Consider the following 23,868-nt stretch of genomic DNA (forward strand, 5'->3'; position numbering starts at 1 on the left):
CTCAGTGGCCTATCCTGACTAAAAGAGCAAGGAATACATATGTGTACGGGCGTCAATCGAGTTCGCGTTTTTCGATGAAGACGCCATACATGGTTGTAAGAATACTGACGTTGATCAGCGGCAATACCAGCATTGAGAATAGCAGCGTTAGCAGAATCCCCAAGATCGGAATAATGGCCAGCAGCGTAAAAACCATCTGTACCAAAAATTGGAACAGGGCGTTCACGACCAAAAGCACAATAATCGCTCCGCCTGCACTTGAGGTACTACCCCATGCGTTCGAAAGGCTTAACGGCTCACCAAGCGCTGCGGCTGGCAGGATAACGGACAGGCGGTAGAAAGCGACTATCAGAAAGATGGCATATACGACCATTACAGCGGCTGAGAACGCGCCACCGCCGGTTGCCAACAGAAGGACACTCATCGGCAGAAACGCGACCCCCATCAGAAGTCCAAGCAAAAGAATGCGCCCAAGGTAGGCGAGGATTCTATCGAACCGGAATGCCGGGAATATTCCGCTGGGATATTCGGTCAGCAGGATAAAACGGTGCCACGACACAGCGATCCAGAACATCGTCAGCACAAAGATGATTGCAACACAGACCACCAAAATCGCGAACGAAACATTGGCTGCGGTCGAAGGAAACGCCCCGGTACTGGCGTCCAACTGGTCCCACGGGATGTCGATTAGAAAAAACAGGGCAATCGTCAGCGCCGTTGCAATCAATGACGGACCCAGCGTGATCTGAAGCGCTTGCTTAAAATTTCCAAAAACCATCCGCACCGAGTGCACAAAAATCTTCCAACCCAACATCCGAAAACTGCCCTCTCAACCATTTCGTGTTTTATATGCGAATGTTTCACCCGAAATCAGGCAGCCCGTCAACGCAGATAACTTGCCCCCGCTTTCAAAACCCGTTAGGGGCCAGTCGTTCTACGCATAAAGGGAAGTCAGATGTCCGCGCCCAAGAAAGTTGTTCTGGCCTATTCCGGTGGCCTTGATACCTCGATCATTCTGAAATGGTTGCAGACCGAGTATGGCTGTGAGGTCGTCACCTTCACCGCTGATCTGGGTCAGGGAGAGGAACTGGAACCCGCCCGCCAAAAGGCCGAGCTGCTGGGGATCAAGCCCGAGAACATCTATATCGAAGACATCCGTGAGGAATTCGTGCGCGATTTCGTCTTCCCCATGTTCCGCGCCAATGCGGTATATGAAGGGCTGTACCTGCTGGGCACGTCCATCGCGCGGCCTCTGATCTCGAAGCGTCTGGTTGAGATCGCAGCCGAAACCGGGGCCGACGCCGTGGCGCATGGCGCGACCGGCAAGGGCAACGATCAGGTGCGGTTCGAACTGGCCGCCTATGCGCTGAACCCCGAAATCAAAGTCATTGCGCCCTGGCGCGAATGGGATCTGACCAGCCGGACCAAGCTGCTGGAATTTGCCGAACAGAACCAGATTCCGATTGCCAAGGACAAACGCGGCGAGGCTCCGTTCTCGGTCGATGCCAACCTGCTGCACACCTCGTCCGAGGGCAAGGTTCTGGAAGACCCCGCCGATATGGCGCCCGATTACGTCTATCAGCGCACCGTCCACCCCGAGGATGCGCCTGATCAGCCAGAATTCATCGAAATCGGCTTTGAAAAAGGCGACGCGGTCAGCATCAATGGCGAGGCGATGAGCCCCGCCACCATCCTGACCAAGCTGAACGAATATGGCGGCAAGCACGGCATTGGCCGTCTGGACCTGGTCGAAGGCCGGTTCGTTGGTATGAAATCCCGTGGTATCTACGAAACCCCCGGCGGCACCATCCTTCTGGAAGCGCATCGCGGTATCGAATCCATCACTATGGATCGCGGCGCGATGCATCTGAAGGATCAGCTGATGCCGCAATATGCCGAGCTGATCTATAACGGCTTTTGGTACTCGCCCGAGCGTGAGATGCTGCAGGCCGCCATCGACAAATCGCAAGAACATGTCACCGGCACCGTCCGCGTGAAACTGTACAAGGGTCTGGCCTCGACCGTGGGCCGCTGGTCGGATCACTCGCTGTATTCCGAAGCGCATGTGACGTTTGAGGAAGATGCCGGTGCCTATGATCAGACCGATGCAGCGGGCTTTATCCAGTTAAACGCACTGCGCCTGAAACTGCTGGCAGCACGAGACAAACGCCTGAAATAGCGACATCACTGCACCAAAGAGTTGAATAGGGCTTTGCGGTCGCAACTCTGCCGTATAATCGCCTTTTTGAATGTCCAGACAAAGCGGGTCGGTTCCTTTGTGGGATCGGCCCTTTTTTCTATCCATTCTTTTGAGGCTGAAATGCAGGTAAATCTCCCACAAGGCACCACAAGCGAATTCGAGTTCCGAGGCTCGGCCAGCGAGTATTTCGGGATCTGGATCGTCAACCTGCTGTTGTCGCTTATCACGTTCGGAATTTATAGCGCGTGGGCAAAGGTTCGGACCAAGAAATACTTTTATCAAAACACCTATGTGGCGGGGCGCAGCTTTGACTATCACGCAACCGGCCTTCAGATTCTGTTCGGACGGATTATCGTCGTTGCAGGTATCGTGATTTACTCCGTTCTCGGCGCAATCCCGATTGTGAACCTTGTGATGATATTGGGGCTGATCTTCGTGATTCCATATCTGCTGGTCCGCTCACTACGGTTTCAGGCACGTGTCTCCAGCTGGTCGAATGTTCGGTTCGACTTTCAAGGCACATGGGGATCGGCGGCGGCCAATTACTTCCTGTACCCGATCATCGCCGCGCTGACTCTTTATACGACATGGCCCTTCGTCACGCGATCCGTCCAGAGGTTTCACGTGAACGGTCACAAATTTGGTGCAACCGCAATGTCCTTCGACAGCCCCGTCGGGCCATTTTACAAGGCCGCACTGGCGGCGATGGCCTGGGCGCTGGGAACCATCATCATTGCAATCGCTGTGGTTGGCTTAAACGTAAATTTCGTAGAAACCCTTGCCGCGATCAACGAAAAGCCCGAGGACGTCGCCGCCGCGATCGACGTTATCCTGATCTTGTTGCTTCTTTTCGCGGTCTTTGTCCCGGCCTCGATCATCTATCGCGCCATGGTGCGCAATACGGTTTACAACTACGCCATTCTGGGCGACGGTCACAGGTTCCATTCGGATGTGAACGCACTGCGCCTGCTGTGGATTTCTGTTTCAAATGCGGTCGTCATTGCTGTGACCCTTGGTCTGATGTTGCCATGGGCGCATGTTCGCCGGGCGCGGTATCTGGCCAATCATACCACCTTTATCCCCTCGGGTTCGCTGGACGAATTCGTCGGAGGTGTCACGGCCAATGTCAGTGCCATTGGTGATGCCTATGGTGACATCGAAGGCTTTGACATCGGTATCGCGGTCTGACCGTTGCAAGATCTGCCCGATAATATCAGCGCGCCCGTTGAAGGGCGCGCCTATCCACCACTCAGCTCACGCGAAATCCATGCGCGTCTGGCTGTTGGATCCAATACCGTCTGGTTGATCGACGGAGACGGGCAGATACAAACACGCTGCGCCCCGAATGAGCTGGATATCGAATCCCGCGTGGGGTCGACCGAACGCAGGGTGAATTTTCCAGATGGCACCCTGTTTCTGACCACCAGACATGCCGCGCTGGAACACTTGATTTCCGATAGCAGTGGATCCTGGCTGCACCATACTGAACGCTTTCACCCTCGGCTTATTCTGGTCTCGATCGCCTGTCTGTTTGCCGCCTGGGGTATATGGAAATATGGGTTGACCGTGCTGGTCGCACTGGCTGTCTGGATGACGCCACCACCGCTTGTATCGGCCATCGATGCCAGCACCTTGCAAGCAATAGACAAAGTCCTGGCGAAACCCAGCACCCTGAGTCCGGACCAACAGGAACAGGTTCAGAACAGTTTCGACCGTCTTTTGACCACCATGGGACCCGAGGCGCAAGACTTTGCCTACGATCTGCAATTTAGGCGCCTGCCAGGAATTGGCCCAAACGCGTTTGCCTTGCCCAACGGAACCATCGTCGTGACCGATGAGCTGGTAAAGCTGATCTCGGTGGACGCAATGGCAGGTGTGCTGGGTCATGAAATCGGGCATGTCGCTGAACAGCACGGTTTGACCCAGCTGTATCGGTCGCTTGGGACATTTGTCCTGATCGGAATGATGGCCGGGGATACTGGCCCCATCCTTGAAGAAGTTCTGCTAGAGGGTAATCTGATCCTGTCCCTGTCCTACTCGCGCCAGCATGAATTGTCTGCTGACCGATACGGAGTCGATCTGGCCGCCCGGTCAGGCTTTGACCCGAATGGGTTGTCCGAGTTTTTCGATATTCTCGAGACCGAGTTCGGAGATCACGGTACCGATTGGTTCAGCACCCATCCGGGGTTCCAGGAACGGCAGGATAACCTCAGAGAGCTAAACCACCGCCACTAGCCGTTGTGCCTAGGGTCAGAGCTTTCTTCACCGTTACGTAAGTTGTCCTTTGGTCAAGCTTGCGGATAAAGCCATTGGCTCTTTACGGTCCCGCGAACAGGGAAAGAGGATATCATGTTGCAAGAGATCGCGGACGGAATTCAAAAGAACCTCGCAGGCAAGAGCTTTGAGGGCTCTCTCAAATTCGATTGCGGGTCCGATGGCGTGATTGTTCTGGCCGACAATCAGGCCACGACACAGGATCAGGATACGGACTGCACCATCAAAATCTCGCAAAGCAACCTGACCAAACTGCTCACGGGCAAATTGAACCCGATGACGGGAGTTGCCCTGGGTAAGCTCAAGATTTCGGGAAACATGGGCGTCGCGATGAAGTTGGGGCAATTGCTGGGATAAACTCGTCTCACCAGCGCGTGACAAACGATGTCAGGCGATTGCACGGATCAAAAAGAGAAGGCAAGTTTCTATCAGAAGGAGACCTGCCATGACACGCATCGCTTATCTCGACTACGTCAAACCGACGCTTCTTTTTGCTTTGATTACGATCGCGGCCTTGCTGCGTGCCGCCCCCGCGCCCGCAGCAGGAACCGAGACCCTGACCGTTGCCGGAGGGTGTTTCTGGTGCGTCGAATCCGATTTCGAATCCGTCCCCGGTGTGATCGAAGCGGTTTCGGGCTTTACCGGCGGCAAAGCTGCCAACCCCACATATGATCAGGTGTCCAAGGGCGGCACCGGCCATTATGAGGCCGTCCAGATTACGTTCGACCCGGCTCGCGTTTCCCGTGAAACCCTGCTGAACATGTTTTTCCGTTCGGTCGATCCAACGGATGCCGGCGGTCAGTTCTGCGATCGTGGAAACAGCTATCGCACGGCGATTTTCGTCTCCGGCGCCGGCGAAAAGGCCGTGGCCGAGGCCGCAAAGGCCGACGCCCAGCGCGCATTGGGGCAGACGGTTGTAACGCCCATCCTGCAGGAAGGCGCATTCTATCCGGCGGATGAATACCATCAGGATTACTACAAAGGCGACAAGCTGGTCTTCACCCGCTTTGGACCCAAGCGTCAGAAGAATGCCTATAAGGCTTATCGCAACGCCTGTGGCCGCGACGCCCGCGTCAAACAGCTTTGGGGTGGCGACGCACCCTTTGCCGGGTCTTAATCGAACCGCGCTTCCCTGACCTCTTTGAGGTCGGGGATTACATCTGCCGTACCGTGCCGCGTGACCATCAGGGCCGCGGCACGATTTGCTTGTGAAATCGCCTGCGCCATCGGCATTCCGCGATCCATCCCCGCCAGAACATAGCCGGTAAAGGTGTCGCCTGCTCCGGTGGTATCCACAGCCTGTACCTTATGAGCCGGGAAGTCCGAGGCTTCTCCGCGATGATAATACCGCGCGCCTTCGGCCCCCAATGTGACAATCACATGCTCAATCTGAAGGTCCGTTACAGATTGACCAGTGGCCTCGTGCAACTGCTCGGCCTCGACCGCGTTGAGGATCAGGAAATCCAGATATGGCAGCACCGCCTGAACGGACTCTGCCTGAAACGGAGCAGCAGCATAACAGACCGTCAGACCCAACTCGCGGCCCATTTTCGCCGCCTCAACCTGCAGGTTGGTTTCGTTCTGCATCACCAACAGATCGCCTTGCAACGCGGATGACAGCGCCTGCCCCAGTTGATCCTGAGAAATCGCGTGGTTCGAGCCCTGAAACAGGATGATATTGTTCTCACCCTGCGCATCCACAGCGATGATGGCGTGGCCCGTGGGCACGTCCACCTGAGCTATGTAGCGCGTATCAACACCATACTCGGTCAATCGATCCCGCGCCCAGCGCCCATCAACACCAACGGCGCCGATATGCGCAATCCGTGCGCCAGCCCGGGCCGAGGCCACGGACGTATTCGCACCCTTGCCGCCCAGAAACCGGTCCAGACGGCTGGCCGAGAGCGTTTCCCCCGGTCCGGGCAGATGCGGCACGTCATAGATCATATCCGCATTGATCGAACCGAGGTTCCAGATCGTCATGGTTTACCCGAAATGTCGCACGAGGCCAGAATGGCCATGTTCAGGATGTCATTCGCGGTCGAGACGGTCGAGCAGATCTGAATCGGCTTATCGACACCCGACAGGATCGGGCCAATCACGGTCGCGCCGCCCATCTCTTGCATCAGCTTGGTCGAGATCGAGGCCGAGTGCCGCGCAGGCACAATCAGGATATTGGCCGGACCCGTCAGACGCTGGAACGGATAGGCCGCCTGCTGATCCACATTCAGGGCCACATCGACGGTCATCTCGCCCTCATACTCGAAATCCACGCCGCGCTGGTCAAGAACGGCCGGGGCGCGATGCATCTTTTCAGCACGTTCCGACACCGGATACCCAAAGGTCGAGAAGCTGACGAAGGCCACGCGTGGTTCAAGCCCCATATGACGCGCCACAGCAGCCGAGCGCTCGGCAATATTGGCCAGATCATTCTCATCCGGCCACTCATGGACCAGTGTATCGCCAATCAAAACGATCCGCCCTTTATACAAAAGCGCCGTTACCCCCGCCGCGCCATGCGCGGCGTCAGCATCGAACACATGGTTGATACGGTCCAGTACATGCGCTGATTTACGCGTGGCGCCAGTCACCAGACCATCCGCATGGCCGTGGGCCAGCATCAGCGAGGAAAACACGTGGCGGTCACGCGCCGCCAGACGGTAGACATCTTTGTTGTCGAAACCTTTACGCTGCAGGCGTTTATACAGAAAATCGGTATAGGTATCGAGGTGCATGGTATTGGCGGCATTCACCACCTCAAGCTCGCGCACAGCATCGCCCAACCCAGCCTCTTCCAGCTTTTGCTTGACGTCATCCTGGCGACCCACAACCAGCGCCTTGCCAAAGCCCGAGCGCTGATAAGTCACCGCAGCGCGCAACACGCGGGGGTCGTCGCCCTCGGCAAAGATCATCCGGCTTTGCGCCTGACGCGCCCGTGCGTTCAAACCGCGCAGAATGCTGGCCGTCGGATCCATGCGGGATTTCAGGCTGAGCTCATAGGCGTCCATGTCGATGATGGGACGGCGCGCGGCCCCGGTATCCATCCCGGCCTTGGCAACGGCGGGCGGAATGCGGTGGATCAGGCGCGGATCGAACGGCGTGGGGATGATATAGTCACGCCCGAAGGTCAGCGACTTGCCATAGGCCATGGCGACCTCATCCGGCACATCCTCACGCGCCAGATTGGCCAGCGCATGGGCGCAGGCGATCTTCATCTCATCATTGATGGCGCGGGCGTGGATATCCAGCGCACCGCGGAACAGGTAGGGAAAGCCCAACACGTTGTTCACTTGGTTGGGGTAATCGCTGCGGCCGGTGGCGACGATGGCGTCCACGCGAACCTCATGCGCCTCTTCCGGAGTAATCTCGGGGTCGGGGTTGGCCATGGCAAAGATGACCGGATTGTCGGCCATACTGGCAACCATCTCCTGCGTAACCGCCCCTTTGACCGACACGCCCAGGAAAACGTCGGCACCCTTCATCGCCTCTTCCAGCGTGCGCAGATCCGTGGTGATCGCGTGGGCCGATTTCCACTGGTTCATACCCTCGGTCCGGCCCTGATAGATCACGCCCTTGGTGTCGCAGACGATGCAATTGTCGTGTTTCGCGCCCATCGATTTGAGCAGTTCGATACAGGCAATCCCCGCCGCACCGGCACCGTTCAGAACGATCTTCACATCCTCGATCTTTTTGCCCGAGATATGCAGCGCGTTCAGCAGACCCGCCGCACAGATCACCGCCGTGCCGTGCTGATCGTCGTGGAAGACGGGGATATCCATCTCTTCCTTCAGGCGCTGTTCGATGATGAAGCACTCGGGCGCCTTGATGTCTTCGAGGTTGATGCCACCAAAGGTCGGCCCCATCAGTTTCACCGCCCGGCAGAATTCATCCGGGTCCTCAGTGTCCAGCTCAATATCGATCGAATTCACATCGGCGAACCGTTTGAACAGGACGGATTTCCCCTCCATCACCGGTTTCGACCCCAGAGCGCCCAGATTGCCAAGACCCAGAACCGCAGTCCCGTTCGAGATCACAGCCACCAGATTGCCCTTGTTGGTATAGTCATAGGCCGTCTCGGGCGCTTCGGCGATGGCTTCACAGGGGACCGCGACGCCGGGGCTATAGGCCAGCGACAGATCGCGCTGCGTGGTCATGGGAACGGTGGCTTGCACCTCCCACTTGCCGGGGGTGGGGTCCAGGTGAAAGGCCAGCGCCTCTTCTTTTGTGATCTTCGTTTTGGGCATCTTATCGGTCGTTTCCATGACTTCGGGGCTTATGCGTCATAACGCAGGCGGGGCTGCGCCTCAACGACAATACGTTTTCACCTTTCGTCACGGTTGGGGGATTTGTAAGGTCGCGCCCGGAAGACGCCAAAAGGGGGCCGCTTTTGTCCACAGTCACGCCGATGATGGCGCAATATCTTGAGATCAAAGAGGCCCATTCAGACGCCCTGCTGTTCTACCGCATGGGCGATTTCTACGAGATGTTTTTCGAAGATGCGGTAAACGCCGCCGAGGCGTTGGACATCGCCCTGACCAAGCGCGGCAAGCATAATGGCGAGGATATCCCCATGTGCGGCGTGCCGGTGCATTCGGCCGAGGGCTATCTGCTGACCCTGATCCGCAAGGGCTTTCGCGTGGCCGTGTGCGAGCAGATGGAAAGCCCGGCTGAAGCAAAGAAAAGAGGCTCTAAATCGGTGGTGCGGCGCGATGTTGTGCGTCTGGTCACCCCGGGCACACTGACCGAGGACGCCCTGCTGGAAGCCCGCCGTCACAACTTTCTGGCCGCCTATGCCGAGGTTCGGGATGAGGCTGCTTTGGCCTGGGCCGATATTTCCACCGGCGCGTTTCACGTGATGCCTTTGACATCTGTGCGCTTAAGCCCCGAACTGGCGCGGCTGGCCCCGTCCGAGCTGATCGTCGGCGACGGGATGGAACAGGCGTTGAACGAGACGGTACGGGATCTGGGCATTTCGCTCACGCCCATCGGACGCGCCAGTTTCGACAGCACAGCGGCAGAAAAACGCATATGTGGGCTGTTTCACGTGGGCGCTTTGGATGCCTTCGGGTCGTTTGGCCGGGCCGAAGTTTCGGCTATGGGCGCGCTGATCGACTATCTTGAGATCACGCAAAAGGGCAAACTGCCTCTGCTGCAAACACCGCTGAAGGAATCCGAGGATCGCGTGGTGCAGATCGACGCCGCCACGCGCCGCAATCTAGAACTCACACGATCCCTGTCAGGTGGGCGCGCCGGATCACTGTTGTCTGTAGTTGACCGCACAGTGACGCCGGGCGGCGCGCGACTGCTGGAGCAGCGCCTGTCCAGCCCGTCCCGCAATCTGGACGTGATCCATGCGCGGCTTGATGCGGTGAGTTTCGCCGCTGAGGACAGCCTGATCGCCTCGGACCTGCGCGAAGCCCTGCGCAAAACCCCCGATCTGGACCGCGCTCTGTCGCGCCTGTCGCTGGACCGAGGCGGGCCGCGCGATCTGGCTGCCATTCGCAATGGCCTGACCCAAGCCGCCGCGATTGCCGAAATCTGCGAAGCGCAGGATCTGCCCGTCCTGCTCTCGACCGCATTGCAGAACCTCGTGGGGTTCGACGATCTGTTGAACCTGCTGGACGAAGCATTGGTCGCCGAACCGCCTCTTCTGGCCCGCGACGGTGGCTTCATCGCGCCCGGCTTTGACCCCGAATTGGACGAAGCCCGCACCCTGCGCGACGAAGGCCGTTCCGTCATTGCCGGGTTCCAGCAGAAATACGCAGAGCACACTGGCATCACCTCGCTGAAGATCAAGCACAACAACGTGCTGGGCTATTTCATCGAAACCACGGCCACCCATGCCGAAAAAATGCTGAACCCACCGTTTAGTGAGACCTATATCCACCGTCAGACCACCGCCAATCAGGTGCGGTTTACGACCGTCGAACTGTCCGAGATCGAAACCCGCATCCTGAACGCCGGAAATCTGGCGCTTGAGATCGAAAAGCGGCTCTATCAAAGGCTTTCCGGCGATATTCTGGCCCTTGCCGCCCGCCTCAACCAAGCCGCGCGTGGGCTGGCCGAGCTGGACTTGACCACCGCGCTGGCCGATCTGGCGCAGGGTGAAAACTGGTGCCGTCCACAGGTCGACAGCTCGCGCGCGTTCAACGTGCAAGGCGGTCGCCATCCGGTCGTGGAACACGCGCTGCGCCAGCAATCCGGCGATGCCTTCATCGCCAATGACTGCGATCTGAGCGCCGATCAGGGGGCCGCGATCTGGCTGCTAACCGGTCCCAACATGGCCGGTAAATCAACCTTTCTGCGCCAGAACGCCCTGATCGCCCTGCTGGCGCAAATGGGCAGCTATGTCCCGGCCGAACAGGCCCATGTCGGCGTGGTCAGCCAATTGTTCAGCCGGGTCGGAGCCTCGGACGATCTGGCCCGTGGCCGTTCGACCTTTATGGTCGAGATGGTCGAAACCGCCGCCATTCTCAATCAGGCCGACGACCGCGCGCTGGTTATTCTGGATGAAATCGGGCGCGGAACGGCCACCTATGACGGGCTTTCAATTGCCTGGGCCACGCTGGAACACCTGCACGCCGCCAACCAATGCCGCGCGCTGTTTGCCACCCATTACCACGAACTGACCGCGCTGGCCGGCAAGCTAGAGGGCGTCGACAACGCCACTGTCGCCGTCAAGGAATGGGAAGGTGAGGTCATCTTCCTGCACGAGGTCCACAAAGGCGCCGCCGACCGATCCTATGGCGTGCAGGTCGCGCAACTTGCCGGGCTGCCCGCATCCGTGGTCGACCGCGCCCGTGTCGTTCTGGATCAACTGGAGAAAACAGAACGCGAAGGCGGCAAACAAAAGACGTTGATCGACGACCTGCCTCTGTTCTCAGCCGCGCCGCCACCTCCGCCGCCCGCGCCTAAAACATCGCCCGTCACAGATATGCTGGACGACATCCTGCCGGACGAGTTGACCCCGCGCGAGGCGCTCGACCTGATCTACAAACTGAAAGAGGCGGCCAAATCCTGACCGCCCCTTACCAGAACTCTGCAACCGCTTAGCTTGCAGGCGTCGACGAAACCCCAACCTGCGCCGGGCGCAGCAGACGGTCATGCAGCATGAACCCTTCCGCGGACACCTGAATGATGTCGCCCGCCTTGGTGCCCGGCACGGGGGCCTCAAACATCGCCTCATGCACATTCGGATCAAATCGATCACCGACCTGAGGCGTAATCACCTCGATCCCGTGTTTCTGGAACACATTCGTTAGCGCACGCATGGTCAGCTCAACACCTTCGATCAGACCGGCGGCAACCTCTTTCTGCTCATCGGTCGCGGCCTCAAGCGCGCGTTTCATGTTGTCGTAAACCGGCAGCATGTCACGGGCCAGTTTGGACCCACCATATTGTTCCGCATCACGGCGCGCCTTGTCGCCCCGCTTGCGCGCGTTTTCGGCATCGGCCAGCGCGCGCATGAACCGGTCTTTGTACTCGTCCCGCTCGGCGCGCAGTTCGTCCAGTTCCAATGCCTCGTCACTGAACTCTGCAATTTCTTCCGCCAGCTCTTCGGCCTCGGCGGCTGCGATATCGTCCAGAAAATCTTCGTTCTTGGGCTCTGCCATCTCTTACCCTCTAGCTCCGGTCGGAAATCAGCTTGCCGACCAGTTGCGCCGTATAATCCACGATCGGCACGATCCGTCCATAGTTCAGTCGCGTGGGTCCAATAACCCCGACCGCACCGATTATCTTACGATCAGCGTTCATATATGGAGACACCACCAAAGAGGAACCCGAAAGTGAGAAAAGTTTGTTCTCAGAGCCGATAAAAATGCGCACACCCTCGCCATCTTCGGTCAATTCAAGGAATTCGGCGATGTCACGCTTACGTTCCAGATCGTCAAACAGGGTGCGAATGCGCTCCAGCTCTTCCTCCTGACCCGGATCATGCAGCAGATTCGCCCGCCCACGCACAATCAAACGGGCTGAGTCGCCCCCGTCCCCGTCCCAGGCCGCGATTCCACTTTCGACCATGTCGCGCGCCAGCACATCAATTTCCTGTTTACGCGCGTCGATCTGAGACAGCATTTGCTTGCGCACTTCGCTGATTGTCCGCCCCTCAATCAGCGCATTGAGGAAATTCGCCGCCTCACGCATGGAACTGGGCGTCTGCCCCGGCGGTGGCGTGAACAGGCGGTTTTCCACGTGCCCGTCCGAAAAAACCAGCACCACCAAAGCCCGGTCATGGCCCAGCGAGACGAACTCGATATGCTTGATCTCGGCCTCATGCTTGGGCGTCAGCACCAGTGATGCGCCTTGTGTCACGTGTGACAGGGCCGATCCCACCCGGTCCAGCATTCCGCCAACATCACCCGCGTTAGAGCCTAATGTTTCATCCAGCTTCTGCCGGTCATCAGCGCCCAGATCGCCGACCTCAAGCAGCCCATCGACAAACATTCGCAGCCCCTGCTGCGTCGGAATCCGCCCCGCAGACACATGCGGGCTGTCCAGCAGGCCCAGAAACTCCAGATCCTGCATCACATTGCGCACCGTCGCGGCGCTGACCTTTTCCGACAGGGTACGGGTCAGGGTGCGGCTGCCCACCGGCTCACCGCTGTCCAGATAGCTTTCGACGATCAACCGGAACACCTCACGCGATCGGTCGTTCATCTCATTCAGAATTTTGCTTGCTTCGCTCATCGGCGGCCCCCTGCTGGTCCGTCATTAAATCGCAGGCAAATGAAAGGTCAATCGGGGTTGCATCGTAACGCCACGGGGCGGTATCCCAAAGCCAGCAAACAAAGGATTTTTCATGCGACCCTCAGGACGTAATCTAGACGAAATGCGCGCTGTTTCCATCGAGACAGGTTTCACGAAACATGCCGAAGGGTCCTGCCTGATCAAGATGGGCGACACCCATGTGCTGTGTACCGCCACGATCGAGGACCGCGTGCCGCCTTTCATCAAAGGCTCGGGCCTGGGTTGGGTAACGGCGGAATACGGGATGCTGCCCCGTGCAACCAACACCCGGATGCGGCGTGAGGCGGCCTCGGGCAAGCAAGGTGGTCGCACCGTGGAAATCCAGCGCCTGATCGGCCGCGCCCTGCGCGCCGGTGTTGACCGGGTTGCCTTGGGTGAGCGTCAGATCACCGTCGACTGCGATGTGATCCAGGCCGATGGCGGTACCCGCTGCGCCTCGATCACCGGCGGTTGGGTCGCGCTGCGTCTGGCTGTGAACAAGCTGATGAAAGCGGGCGATGTGATCTCTGACCCCTTGATAGACCCTGTTGCGGCAGTGTCTTGCGGCATCTACGCCGGTCAGCCGGTTCTGGATCTGGACTACCCCGAAGACAGCGAAGCCGGAGTCGATGGTAACTTCATCATGACCGGCTCGGGTAAACTGATCGAAGTGCAGATGAGCGCCGAAGGCTCGGTCTTCAGCCGCGCACAGATGGATCAACTGATGGATCTGGCCGAAAAAGGTGTGGGCGAACTGGCCGCCGCGCAAAAGGCCGCCACCGCATGACCCGCAAGTTCGACAGCGACAGGCTGCTGTTTGCCACGCATAACAAAGGCAAGCTTGAGGAGATGGCGCATCTGCTCGAACCCTTTGGCGTGACCGTCATTGGCGCGGGCGACATGAACCTGCCCGAACCGGAAGAGACCGAGGACACGTTCGTCGGCAATGCCCGGATCAAGGCGCATGCCGCGGCCAAGGCGACCGGCCTGCCTGCTCTGTCGGACGATTCCGGGATCACCATCGACGCGCTGAACGGCGCGCCGGGCGTTTACACCGCCGATTGGGCCGAAACCGGCAATGGCCGCGATTTCCTGATGGCCATGACCCGCGCGCATACTGAGCTGGAAGCCAAAAACGCCCCGCATCCCCGCACCGCGCAGTTCCGCAGCACGCTGGTGTTGGCCTGGCCCGACGGTCATGATGAAGTGTTCGAGGGCATCGCCCCCGGCCATCTGGTCTGGCCCATTCGTGGCGAAGGCGGGTTCGGCTATGATCCGATGTTTGTCCCCGACGGCTATGACATTACCTTTGCGGAAATGGATCGCTGGGAAAAGAACAAGATCAGCCATCGCGGCCGAGCGGTGGAGATGTTCGTGAAGGGCTGCTTTGGCGGATGATTGGCGCAACGGGGGCTTTGGCCTGTACGTGCATTGGCCCTTTTGCGAGGCCAAATGCCCCTATTGCGATTTCAACAGCCACGTATCGCGTAATATCCATCAAAAACAATGGCTTGAGGCATATCTGGCCGAATTGCGCCGCTCGGCCACCGAAACGCCCGATCGCGTCCTGAACACGATCTTCTTCGGTGGCGGCACCCCATCTCTGATGGACCCCGACACCGTCGCCGCTGTGATCGATGAGGCCCGCGCCTTGTGGCGCCCCGCCAATGACATGGAAATCACACTTGAGGCCAATCCCGGCTCGGTCGAGGCGGGGCGCTTCGCTGCCTATCGTGATGCCGGCGTGAACCGGATCTCGATGGGGGTACAAGCGCTGAACGATGATGACCTGCGCCGTCTGGGCCGTATCCATACGGTGGCCGAAGCCCGCGCCGCCTTTGATATCGCCCGGAATTGCTTTGAGCGTGTCAGTTTCGATCTGATCTATGCCCGCCAGCATCAAACGCTGGACGATTGGCGCGCGGAACTAACCGAAGCCCTGTCGATGGCCGTTGATCATCTGTCACTGTACCAACTGACGATCGAGGAAGGCACTGCCTTCGGCGACCGTTACGCGGTGGGCAAGCTGCGCGGCCTGCCCGAGGATGACCACGCCGCTGACATGTATCTTTCCACGCAAGAGATTTGTGAGACCCACGGCCTGCCCGCCTATGAGGTTTCGAACCACGCCCGACCGGGGTCAGAGTCGCAACACAATCTGATTTACTGGCGTTATGGCGATTATGTCGGCATCGGCCCCGGAGCACATGGACGAGTAACCGCAAACGGAACAAAATGGGCCACCGAAACATACCTATCGCCGAATGCTTGGCTGAAAGCTGCATCTGCGGGATCAGGCGAGAAAGAACGAGCTGCCTTAACTCTGCAAGATCAGGCAAGTGAATACCTTATGATGGGTATTAGGATTGACGAAGGACTAGATATTGATCGATTTGGTGCTCTGTCCAAGCAACCTCTGCCACAAGAAAAACTGCAACATCTCTGCGAACTTGGGATGATCGAACTGCATGATAACCGGCTTCGCGCAACCAAAGATGGACGCGCAGTTCTAAACGCCGTCATTCGAGAATTGTTGGGGTAACATGCAGTATCTCTGGGCAGCTTTGGGTTTGATTTGCGTCGCGCTTGCCGTGATCGGCATTGTGCTGCCCCTTCTGCCCACGGTGCCGTTCCTACTGTTGGCGGCGTTCTTCTTCGCGCGCTCGTCTTCACGCCTGCACCACTGGCTAATCACGCATCGTACGTTTGGACCATTGATCCAGGATTGGCAGAGCTCTGGCGCCATTCGACCCGCCGCAAAAAGAGCGGCCACAGTGTCAATCGCCGCCGTCTTTGGAATTTCTGTTCTGATCGCGGTGCCCATTTACGTATTGGCGATTCAAGCCGTCGTTCTGGGCGGTGTGCTAACTTTTATCTGGACCCGGCCTAACGGCTAAGTTTGGCGCACAGATCATCCAATTGATCCAGATTCTCATATGTCAAAACGACCTGTCCCGTCTCGGTTCCGGCTTTATGGTTGATCACAACCTTCATTGCTAGAATGGCAGACAGGTCTTTTTCAAGCGCGCGCGTGTCGGCGTCCTTGCCCGCATCCAAATTCCGTGATCGTGGCGCAGGTTTTTCAGCCTCGGGTTGGTGCTGCTTTTTTACCAAAGCCTCAGTTGCACGCACCGAAAGACCATCTCGAATGACGGTTTTGGCCAGATCGGTCGGGTTTTCAGCCGTCACCAAAGCCCGCGCATGTCCGCCAGAAAGCTTCCCCTCAACGACGAAATGCTGAACGTCCATTGGCAAAGACAAAAGTCTTAATAGATTCGCTATGTGACTGCGGCTTTTACCCAGCGCTTCGGCGAGCTTCTCCTGCGTATGACCAAAGCTATCCATAAGCTGTTTGTAACCCGCCGCCTCTTCCACGGCGTTCAAGTCGGCGCGCTGGATGTTTTCAATAATGGCGACTTCAAGAACCTCAGTATCGTCGAAATCCCGGACGATCACCGGTATATTGTGCAATTGTGCCATCTGAGCAGCGCGCCATCGCCGTTCGCCCGCGACGATTTCATAGTCACCTTCCGAGATCTCGCGCACGATCAGCGGCTGAATAATGCCCTTTTCTTTGACTGAAGCCGCAAGTTCATCCAGTTGCTCGCGCGAGAATGTTCTACGTGGCTGATTAGGATTCGCGTGCAGCTTTTCGATTGGCACTGTCATGTCCGGACGACGCGGCTCGGATACAGAGCGACCTTCGGGTTCTTGTGTCACATCGGCCATCAAAGCGGACAATCCGCGGCCCAAACCTCGGGGTTTTGCTTTTTTTGCGGCCACGTGACCCTCCTCTTACCGCTTATGCAGCGGCTTTTTTGTTTTTATGAATGACTTCCCGCGCCAAATGACGGTATGCCATCGCTCCTAAAGAGCCGGAGTCATATTGCAATACAGGCAACGCATAAGACGGAGCCTCACTGACCCGAACATTTCTAGGTATCTTGGTTTTAAATACCATCTCACCCAGATTGTCACGCGCGTCCTTTTCGACCTGACGGGACAAGTTGTTGCGGTTGTCATACATGGTCAACACAACACCTTCGATTCTGAGGTCTGGATTCGCCGTTTGTCGTACCTCTCGGATCGTCAACATCAGTTGTGACAAACCTTCTAGGGCGAAGAACTCGCTTTGCAAAGGAACAAGGATAGAATGCGAGGCAACCATAGCATTCACAGTCAGCAAGTTCAGTGACGGTGGGCAGTCGATCAACACAAAATCAAATTCAAACTTGTCGATCGCCGTCTGTCGCAACGCGTCGTGCAACAGATAGCTGCGCTTCTCGTTTGAAATAAGCTCAATATCCGCCGAACTCAGATCCACTGTGGCCGGAATGACGTAGAGTCCCCCAATTTCTGTCTCTTGGATAACTGCCTCTAGCGGAGCGTCGTCCAGAATAAGGTCGTAAGTTGTCCAATCCCGGTCTTCAACACCAAGCCCGGTTGAGGCGTTGCCTTGGGGATCCAGATCGACAACCAGGACATTGCACCCTGCCTCGGCTAATCCCGCTGCGAGGTTGATCGCAGTTGTTGTCTTCCCTACCCCACCTTTTTGATTGGCAACCGCAATAATTCTGGGGCCGGTGGGGCGAGACAGGTCAACCACGTGAAACTCCTTTAATCTTAAGGATAACGGCTTGGGGTTCTGTTAAACTTGTAATCGGGTCGGCTTGGAAATTCCATTCTTCCCGAGCGTCGTCCAATTCTTTTTTCCAGTTTTCGCCTTTCGGCAACAACGCCACACCAGACTCGCTCAAATGCCTGTCACAATAGGATAAAAGCGTCTTCAAATCCGCTAGTGCACGGGCTGACAAAACTTGCGCATTCAAAGGGCCAACTGTTTCGATTCGCTTAGATATGATCTTACAATTGGCACCACATTCGCGCGCAACATTCCTTAGAAACGCCGATTTCCTTTGATCGCTTTCGACAAACGTAAACTCTGCATTAGGGTTCTCTTCTACCGCCATCAAAGCGCAGACCATACCTGGAAAACCTCCTCCGCTACCCAAGTCAGCCCAATTGTCGAAGGTATCTGCACACCGATAAACCTGAACCGAGTCCTTAATGTGCCTAACCCAAATTTCATTAAGACTGTTGCGAGAGACAAGATTTATTTTGGGATTCCAGCGATTTACCAAGTCAACATATGTCGTCAGCCGTTCCAATGTTTCACGTGAAACATCCAGACCTTCGAAAATCGCCCCGATCATGCTTTTCGCACCTTTTGGTTCCGCCGAAGTCTTGCCAAGACCAAAGTCAATGCTGCGGGCGTTACGCCTTCTACGCGTCCGGCCTGAGCGATATTTTCAGGTCTGGCACTGGATAGTTTCTGCTTCATCTCAGAAGACAGCCCTTCCAAAGCAAAAAAGTCAAAATCCTGCGGAATCTCGTAAGACTCATCCCGCTTCATCGCCTCAACATCTTTTTTCTGACGTTCTATATAGTTCGCGTACAAGGCGTCGCGCTCTACCTGAAGGCGTATGTCTTGGTCGACGGCTTCCAAAGCAGGAACTAGGGGAAGTAAACCTTCGAACGAAACATCTGGGAATGCTAGAATAGCCATACCATCCCTGCGGTTACCGTCTTGGTTGACATTGATACCAGCAGATCGGATTTCCTTTGGCGTAAAACTGCGCTCCATCAACTTAGCTTTTGCAGAGATAAGCTTTTCCATCTTCTCATTAAATGAGATTCTGCGAACAGATTTCACACAGCCTAAATCCAAACCAATCGGCGTTAAACGTTGATCGGCATTGTCAGCACGCAAAGACAAGCGGAATTCAGCCCGAGACGTGAACATTCGATACGGTTCAGCAACGCCACGCGTTGTCAGGTCATCTATCATAACGCCGATATAACTGTCAGAACGTGTGAAATGGACGGGGCCCCTATCAAATGCCGACAAAGCAGCATTTAAGCCCGCAACCAATCCTTGGGCCGCAGCCTCTTCATAACCTGTTGTTCCATTGATTTGACCAGCAAGGAATAGTCCCGGCACTTCGGGAAGTGCCAGTGATGACGTCAGTACACGCGGATCGACGTAGTCATATTCAATTGCGTACCCGGGTTGAAGAATCTCTGCGTTTTCTAAGCCCTTAATCGACCGAACATATTCCAATTGAACATCTTCGGGCAAAGAGGTGGAGATTCCGTTGGGATAGATAGTGTGGTCATTCACACCTTCGGGCTCAAGGAAAATTTGATGAGAGTCCTTGTCTGCAAACCTAACGACCTTGTCTTCTATAGATGGACAATACCGAGGACCAATCCCGTCAATATGCCCACCATACATCGCTGATCGCGACAGGTTTTGCTCGATAATCTCATGCGTTCGTGAGTTGGTATGTGTTATACCGCAGGAAATCTGAGGCGCTTGGACGGTCTTGGACAAAAATGAGAATAACGTAGGAACGTCATCACCGTCCTGACGCTCCAGACCAGACCAATCAATAGTGCGACCATCCAGCCGTGGCGGCGTTCCAGTCTTAAGCCGACCTAATGGAAGTTCGAAGCTATCCAGTCTCTCAGCCAGTTTAACCGATGGTCTGTCACCCATTCGACCACCAGGTCTGGAAACATCTCCTATATGAATAATTCCCCGCAGGAATGTACCTGAGGTCAAGATCACTGCAGCGGCGCGTAATTCGGACTCATCCGAGAGCTTTATGCCGACAACCTTGTTGCCGGACATTAAAAAGTCCACGACTTCACCAATAACTACGGTGAGGTTAGGTTGTGCTTGTGTTTCTTTCTGCATTGCAGATCGGTACAAAGCTCGGTCTGCTTGTGTTCTGGGCCCTTGTACCGCTGGGCCTTTTCGGCGATTCAGCAAACGAAACTGAATTCCTGCCGCATCGGCGACACGGCCCATGACGCCATCCAAGGCGTCGATTTCTCGAACAAGATGCCCTTTACCCAGACCTCCAATAGCTGGGTTGCATGACATAACACCGATATCAGACGCAGACAGTGTCACCAGAGCAGTGTTAGCGCCCATCCGTGCCGCAGCATGAGCAGCCTCTGTTCCAGCATGGCCTGCACCAATAACTACAACATCGAAATCTGAATGTTTCACGTGAAACACTCCTTACTTACCCAGGCAAAAACTTGAAAAGATCTCATCCAACAAGTCTTCCACGCCTATTCTGCCAACCAACGCCTCAAGCGCCCGAATTGAACTGCGCAACTCCTCAGCCACGATATCATACATGTCGGGGCCTGATTCAAGAAACGACATCGCAGCGATCAAGAAGGTCTGAGCATTCACCAGCGCAACACGATGCCGCTCCCGTGTTGCAATACCAGAACTAGTGGTCCGTTGACCAAGTACCCCCGATATATCGGAGACTAGTCTATCCACGCCCTGACCTGTTATCCCCGATACTCCACCATCTGATACACTGCGAAGATCAGATTTCGGCAAAACATGGATATCCCCCTTTTGCATAGAGATACCCAATGATTCTGGATCTTCGGCAAGGAAAACTCTAAGATCAGCTGTTTCCGCCCGTTTCCTGGCAAGCTCGATTCCCAGATTTTCAACGTGATCCTCAGTCTGCCGAAGGCCCGCTGTATCCAGCAAGGTAACCGGAAGTCCATCCAAGTCCATCCTTACTTCAATAACGTCTCGGGTAGTTCCGGCGTATTCCGAAGTGATTGCCGCTTCGCGACCTGCTAATGCGTTTAGCAAAGTCGACTTACCTGCATTTGGAAGACCTACTATAGCCACTTCAAAACCAGATCTGATACGTTCCGCAATCCGGACACCTTCGGCTTGATGCTGCAAATCCGTAACAACACCAGAGATCAAAGAACGGACTTCAGGAGTTACGTCTGTTGGAACCTCTTCGTCGGCAAAGTCAATCACGGCCTCCAACAATGAGGCCGCTCTGATCAAATCACGACGCCATCTTTCCGCAAGCGTTCCTAGTCCACCTGCAAGTACTACCTGCGCCTGCTTGCGCTGCGCTTCTGTTTCCGCATCAATGAGATCGGCCAACCCCTCGACCTGGGTCAGATCCATCTTACCATTCTCAAGCGCGCGGCGGGTGAATTCTCCGGGTTCTGCCAGGCGCAGACCGTTTGTATCCGACAGGCAACGCATGACGGCATTCACCGCGGCGGTACTGCCATGTATTTGCAGCTCTGCCACGTCCTCGCCAGTGAAACTGGCTGGTGCCTGAAATGTCAAAACCAGCCCATCATCCAGACGTGACCCATCTGGTGCCCTCAAGGTCCGCAGCTTCATCCCTCGCGGCTGTAAATCTCCGCCCGTCAAGTCTGCAGCCGCAGAATGTGCCATGGGCCCCGAGAGGCGGATCACCGCCACCCCGGCTTTGCCTTGTGCGCTGGCCAAGGCGAATATCGTATCCATTCGAAGGCCTCGCGTTGGTTAAGACCTGTGTCAGGTATTCATTGAATCGAAGAACTCGCCATTTGTCTTCGTCTGTTTCAACTTGGACAGCAGGAATTCGATTGCATCGGTCGTGCCCATCGGGTTGAGGATTCGGCGCAGAACAAATGTCTTGGCCAGATCGCCCTTGTCGACCAGCAGGTCCTCTTTCCGGGTGCCGGATTTGAGGATGTCGATGGCGGGGAACACGCGCTTGTCGGCGATCTTGCGATCCAGCACGATTTCCGAGTTACCGGTGCCTTTGAATTCTTCAAAGATCACCTCGTCCATGCGGCTGCCGGTGTCGATCAGCGCGGTGGCGATGATGGTCAGCGAACCGCCCTCTTCGATGTTCCGGGCCGCACCGAAGAACCGCTTGGGCCGTTGCAGCGCGTTGGCATCCACACCACCGGTCAGAACCTTGCCCGAGGACGGGACGACCGTGTTAAATGCCCTACCAAGTCTTGTGATCGAGTCCAGAAGGATCACAACATCTCGTTTGTGCTCGACCAAACGCTTGGCCTTTTCGATCACCATTTCCGAAACGGCCACATGGCGCGTCGCCGGTTCATCAAAGGTTGAGGACACGACCTCACCCTTTACCGAACGCTGCATGTCCGTCACCTCTTCGGGGCGTTCGTCGATCAGCAGGACGATCAGATAGCATTCCGGGTGGTTCTGTTCGATCGAATGCGCGATATTCTGCAGGATCACCGTCTTACCCGTCCGCGGAGGCGCCACGATCAGCGACCGCTGCCCCTTCCCGATAGGTGCCACCAGATCAATCACACGGGCCGATTTGTCCTTGATGGTGGGATCTTCGATCTCCATCTTCAGACGTTCCTCGGGGTACAGAGGCGTCAGGTTGTCGAACAGGATTTTGTGCTTGGCTTTCTCGGGGTCTTCAAAGTTGATCTTCGTGACCTTGGTCAGCGCAAAATAGCGTTCGTTGTCATCGGGGGCTTTGATCTCACCTTCAACGGTGTCACCGGTACGCAGCGAATGCAGGCGGATCATGTCGGGCGAGACATAGATGTCGTCGGGACCCGGCAGATAGTTTGCCTCGGGCGAGCGGAGGAAACCAAAGCCGTCCTGCAGCACTTCCAGCACGCCGTCGCCGCCAACGGTCCAACCCTCATCCGCGCGTTCGCGCAGGATCTGGAACATCATCTCGCCCTTGCGCATGGTCGAGGCGTTTTCGATCTCCAGCTCTTCGGCCATGGCCAGAAGGTCTTTGGGGCTTTTGGCTTTCAGATCGGCCAGATTCAGGGATTCAGTAGACATGATACAAACCTTCACCGCTGACAGTGCGGCACGAAGTGGGATTTCAGTACGGAAGATACGCCGCCCGGACGGGCGTGTTGATCCCTACATAAGCGTGACCTTTAGCGGAGTCAAACCGCCCGTCTGACCCTTAGGCGCAAATGTGCCCTCAGAACTTCAGAATGACCGCCAGAACGATGGCAACCATCAGAATGGTCGGAACCTCATTCATCATGCGGTACTGCCGCCCAGTGAGCTTATTTCGCCCCTCAAGGAAGTCTTTGCGCCGTGCCATCAGCCAATGGTGAAATCCGGTCATCCCAATGACGCCTGCGCCTTTAACCCAGGGCCACGCGAAATCCCAACCAACAATGCCCGGCGTGACCACCATGATCAACCCGCACACCCACGACACGATCATCGCAGGGCGCATGATCACACGCAGCAGCTTTTCTTCCATTTCAAAGAAGATGGGTTCCGCACCCTCAACCGATTGTGCTTTTTCGACGTGATAGACGAACAATCTTGGCAGATAGAACAAGCCAGCCATCCATGAGATCACCGCCATGATATGTAATGCCTTCACCCATGGGTAAATCGTGAAAAGCAGATCAGTCATTTTGGCTCCGGGCGTTGCTTGGGATCTTCCCTAATAAAAAAATAAGAAAAGAAAAAGGAAGATGGTTTTGTAGGGAGGATAAATTCCGTGGATTACTTTTTTACACATGTGTTTTCCCCAAGTGGATAGAATTCAGCCTGAACAAGGTGATTCTGTTGAATAAAAACAATCTTTATAAAAAACAGTGGCTTAAACTATAATTGAATGTGTATTTCTGGGGATAACTCTTTGGATAATTAAGAAAACTCGGGTTATACCATTCGACAAACTTATCCTTGTCCCGGATGGACAGGATTTGGGCGACTCGGGGAAGTTTCAGTCGAAAACACCGGGCTTGCGTGTCAACCTGAAAACCATACAAACCATTCTAGAACGCTCAACGATTTGCAC

General features: G+C 56.2%; 22 protein-coding genes. 10 read left to right on the forward strand and 12 right to left on the reverse strand.

The window, feature by feature from the left end; all coding sequences use genetic code 11:
* Positions 1–52: 52 nt before the first annotated feature.
* Positions 53–814, reverse strand: a complete 762-nt coding sequence (locus J7380_RS11710) for a hypothetical protein (protein WP_209195958.1) — start codon at positions 812–814, stop codon at positions 53–55.
* A gap of 141 nt (positions 815–955) precedes the next feature.
* On the opposite strand from J7380_RS11710, the gene J7380_RS11715 reads away from it, so the two are divergent.
* The 5 genes from J7380_RS11715 to msrA all read left to right on the forward strand — a co-directional run bounded on the left by J7380_RS11715 (position 956) and on the right by msrA (position 5,591).
* Positions 956–2,179, forward strand: coding sequence for an argininosuccinate synthase (locus tag J7380_RS11715; protein WP_209195959.1), 1,224 nt, complete (start codon positions 956–958; stop codon positions 2,177–2,179).
* Positions 2,180–2,320: 141 nt separating this feature from the next.
* Positions 2,321–3,388, forward strand: a complete 1,068-nt coding sequence (locus J7380_RS11720) for a YjgN family protein (protein ID WP_209195961.1) — start codon at positions 2,321–2,323, stop codon at positions 3,386–3,388.
* Positions 3,389–3,391: 3 nt separating this feature from the next.
* The gene (locus tag J7380_RS11725; RefSeq protein WP_209195963.1) at positions 3,392–4,435 is read left to right on the forward strand and encodes a M48 family metallopeptidase; all 1,044 of its coding nucleotides are present in this window, start codon (positions 3,392–3,394) and stop codon (positions 4,433–4,435) included.
* Between the two features lie 114 nt (positions 4,436–4,549).
* A complete protein-coding gene (locus J7380_RS11730; protein ID WP_170355627.1) occupies positions 4,550–4,831 on the forward strand; it encodes an SCP2 sterol-binding domain-containing protein in 282 nt (93 codons plus the stop codon).
* Between the two features lie 88 nt (positions 4,832–4,919).
* Positions 4,920–5,591, forward strand: a complete 672-nt coding sequence (gene msrA, locus J7380_RS11735) for a peptide-methionine (S)-S-oxide reductase MsrA (protein WP_209195965.1) — start codon at positions 4,920–4,922, stop codon at positions 5,589–5,591.
* Here msrA and J7380_RS11740 read toward each other — a convergent pair.
* Positions 5,588–6,457, reverse strand: a complete 870-nt coding sequence (locus J7380_RS11740; RefSeq protein ID WP_209195967.1) for a ribokinase — start codon at positions 6,455–6,457, stop codon at positions 5,588–5,590. The two genes, msrA and J7380_RS11740, sit on opposite strands and share 4 nt — an antisense overlap.
* Positions 6,454–8,718, reverse strand: coding sequence for an NADP-dependent malic enzyme (locus tag J7380_RS11745; RefSeq protein ID WP_209195969.1), 2,265 nt, complete (start codon positions 8,716–8,718; stop codon positions 6,454–6,456). The genes J7380_RS11740 and J7380_RS11745 overlap by 4 nt, the downstream gene beginning before the upstream one ends.
* Before the next feature lie 161 nt (positions 8,719–8,879).
* Between J7380_RS11745 and mutS the strand changes: the two genes are divergently transcribed.
* The gene (gene mutS / locus J7380_RS11750) at positions 8,880–11,495 is read left to right on the forward strand and encodes a DNA mismatch repair protein MutS (RefSeq protein WP_209196086.1); all 2,616 of its coding nucleotides are present in this window, start codon (positions 8,880–8,882) and stop codon (positions 11,493–11,495) included.
* A 28-nt stretch (positions 11,496–11,523) separates the two neighbouring features.
* Here the strand turns inward: mutS and J7380_RS11755 are convergent, their stop codons facing one another.
* Together J7380_RS11755 and hrcA are read right to left on the reverse strand one after the other, a co-directional pair.
* Positions 11,524–12,087 carry a nucleotide exchange factor GrpE gene (locus J7380_RS11755; protein ID WP_209195971.1) on the reverse strand — a complete coding sequence of 188 codons (564 nt, stop codon included), beginning with the start codon at positions 12,085–12,087 and terminating at the stop codon, positions 11,524–11,526.
* 10 nt (positions 12,088–12,097) lie between these two features.
* Positions 12,098–13,162: a heat-inducible transcriptional repressor HrcA gene (gene hrcA, locus J7380_RS11760; protein WP_209195973.1), complete on the reverse strand. Its 1,065-nt coding sequence runs from the start codon at positions 13,160–13,162 to the stop codon at positions 12,098–12,100.
* Between the two features lie 112 nt (positions 13,163–13,274).
* Between hrcA and rph the strand changes: the two genes are divergently transcribed.
* The 4 genes from rph to J7380_RS11780 are packed head-to-tail and all read left to right on the forward strand — an operon-like array spanning position 13,275 to position 16,098.
* Positions 13,275–13,988, forward strand: a complete 714-nt coding sequence (rph, locus tag J7380_RS11765) for a ribonuclease PH (RefSeq protein WP_209195975.1) — start codon at positions 13,275–13,277, stop codon at positions 13,986–13,988.
* Positions 13,985–14,599 (forward strand): RdgB/HAM1 family non-canonical purine NTP pyrophosphatase, encoded by a 615-nt coding sequence (rdgB, locus tag J7380_RS11770; RefSeq protein ID WP_209195977.1) that lies wholly within the window; start codon positions 13,985–13,987, stop codon positions 14,597–14,599. Before rph ends, rdgB begins: the two co-directional genes overlap by 4 nt.
* On the forward strand, positions 14,589–15,743 hold the full coding sequence (hemW, locus tag J7380_RS11775; RefSeq protein ID WP_209195979.1) for a radical SAM family heme chaperone HemW: 1,155 nt from the start codon (positions 14,589–14,591) through the stop codon (positions 15,741–15,743). The genes rdgB and hemW overlap by 11 nt, the downstream gene beginning before the upstream one ends.
* Position 15,744: 1 nt before the next feature.
* On the forward strand, positions 15,745–16,098 hold the full coding sequence (locus J7380_RS11780; RefSeq protein ID WP_209195981.1) for a YbaN family protein: 354 nt from the start codon (positions 15,745–15,747) through the stop codon (positions 16,096–16,098).
* Here the strand turns inward: J7380_RS11780 and J7380_RS11785 are convergent.
* From J7380_RS11785 to J7380_RS11815, 7 genes are all read right to left on the reverse strand, one after another.
* Complete coding sequence (locus J7380_RS11785; RefSeq protein WP_209195983.1) at positions 16,088–16,984, reverse strand: ParB/RepB/Spo0J family partition protein; 897 nt, start codon at positions 16,982–16,984, stop codon at positions 16,088–16,090. The two genes, J7380_RS11780 and J7380_RS11785, sit on opposite strands and share 11 nt — an antisense overlap.
* Positions 16,985–17,003: 19 nt before the next feature.
* Positions 17,004–17,807: an AAA family ATPase gene (locus J7380_RS11790; protein ID WP_209195985.1), complete on the reverse strand. Its 804-nt coding sequence runs from the start codon at positions 17,805–17,807 to the stop codon at positions 17,004–17,006.
* Complete coding sequence (gene rsmG, locus J7380_RS11795; protein WP_209195987.1) at positions 17,800–18,414, reverse strand: 16S rRNA (guanine(527)-N(7))-methyltransferase RsmG; 615 nt, start codon at positions 18,412–18,414, stop codon at positions 17,800–17,802. The genes J7380_RS11790 and rsmG overlap by 8 nt, the downstream gene beginning before the upstream one ends.
* Positions 18,411–20,279 carry a tRNA uridine-5-carboxymethylaminomethyl(34) synthesis enzyme MnmG gene (gene mnmG, locus J7380_RS11800; RefSeq protein WP_209195989.1) on the reverse strand — a complete coding sequence of 623 codons (1,869 nt, stop codon included), beginning with the start codon at positions 20,277–20,279 and terminating at the stop codon, positions 18,411–18,413. The genes rsmG and mnmG overlap by 4 nt, the downstream gene beginning before the upstream one ends.
* A gap of 12 nt (positions 20,280–20,291) precedes the next feature.
* Complete coding sequence (gene mnmE, locus J7380_RS11805) at positions 20,292–21,578, reverse strand: tRNA uridine-5-carboxymethylaminomethyl(34) synthesis GTPase MnmE (RefSeq protein ID WP_209195991.1); 1,287 nt, start codon at positions 21,576–21,578, stop codon at positions 20,292–20,294.
* Positions 21,579–21,608: 30 nt separating this feature from the next.
* Positions 21,609–22,880, reverse strand: coding sequence for a transcription termination factor Rho (gene rho, locus J7380_RS11810; RefSeq protein ID WP_209195993.1), 1,272 nt, complete (start codon positions 22,878–22,880; stop codon positions 21,609–21,611).
* Positions 22,881–23,028: 148 nt separating this feature from the next.
* Positions 23,029–23,478 carry a CopD family protein gene (locus J7380_RS11815; protein ID WP_209195995.1) on the reverse strand — a complete coding sequence of 150 codons (450 nt, stop codon included), beginning with the start codon at positions 23,476–23,478 and terminating at the stop codon, positions 23,029–23,031.
* Positions 23,479–23,868 lie beyond the last annotated feature (390 nt).

The sequence above is a fragment of the Ruegeria sp. R8_1 genome, assembly GCF_017743815.1.
GTDB classification, from domain to species: Bacteria; Pseudomonadota; Alphaproteobacteria; order Rhodobacterales; family Rhodobacteraceae; genus Ruegeria; species Ruegeria lacuscaerulensis_A.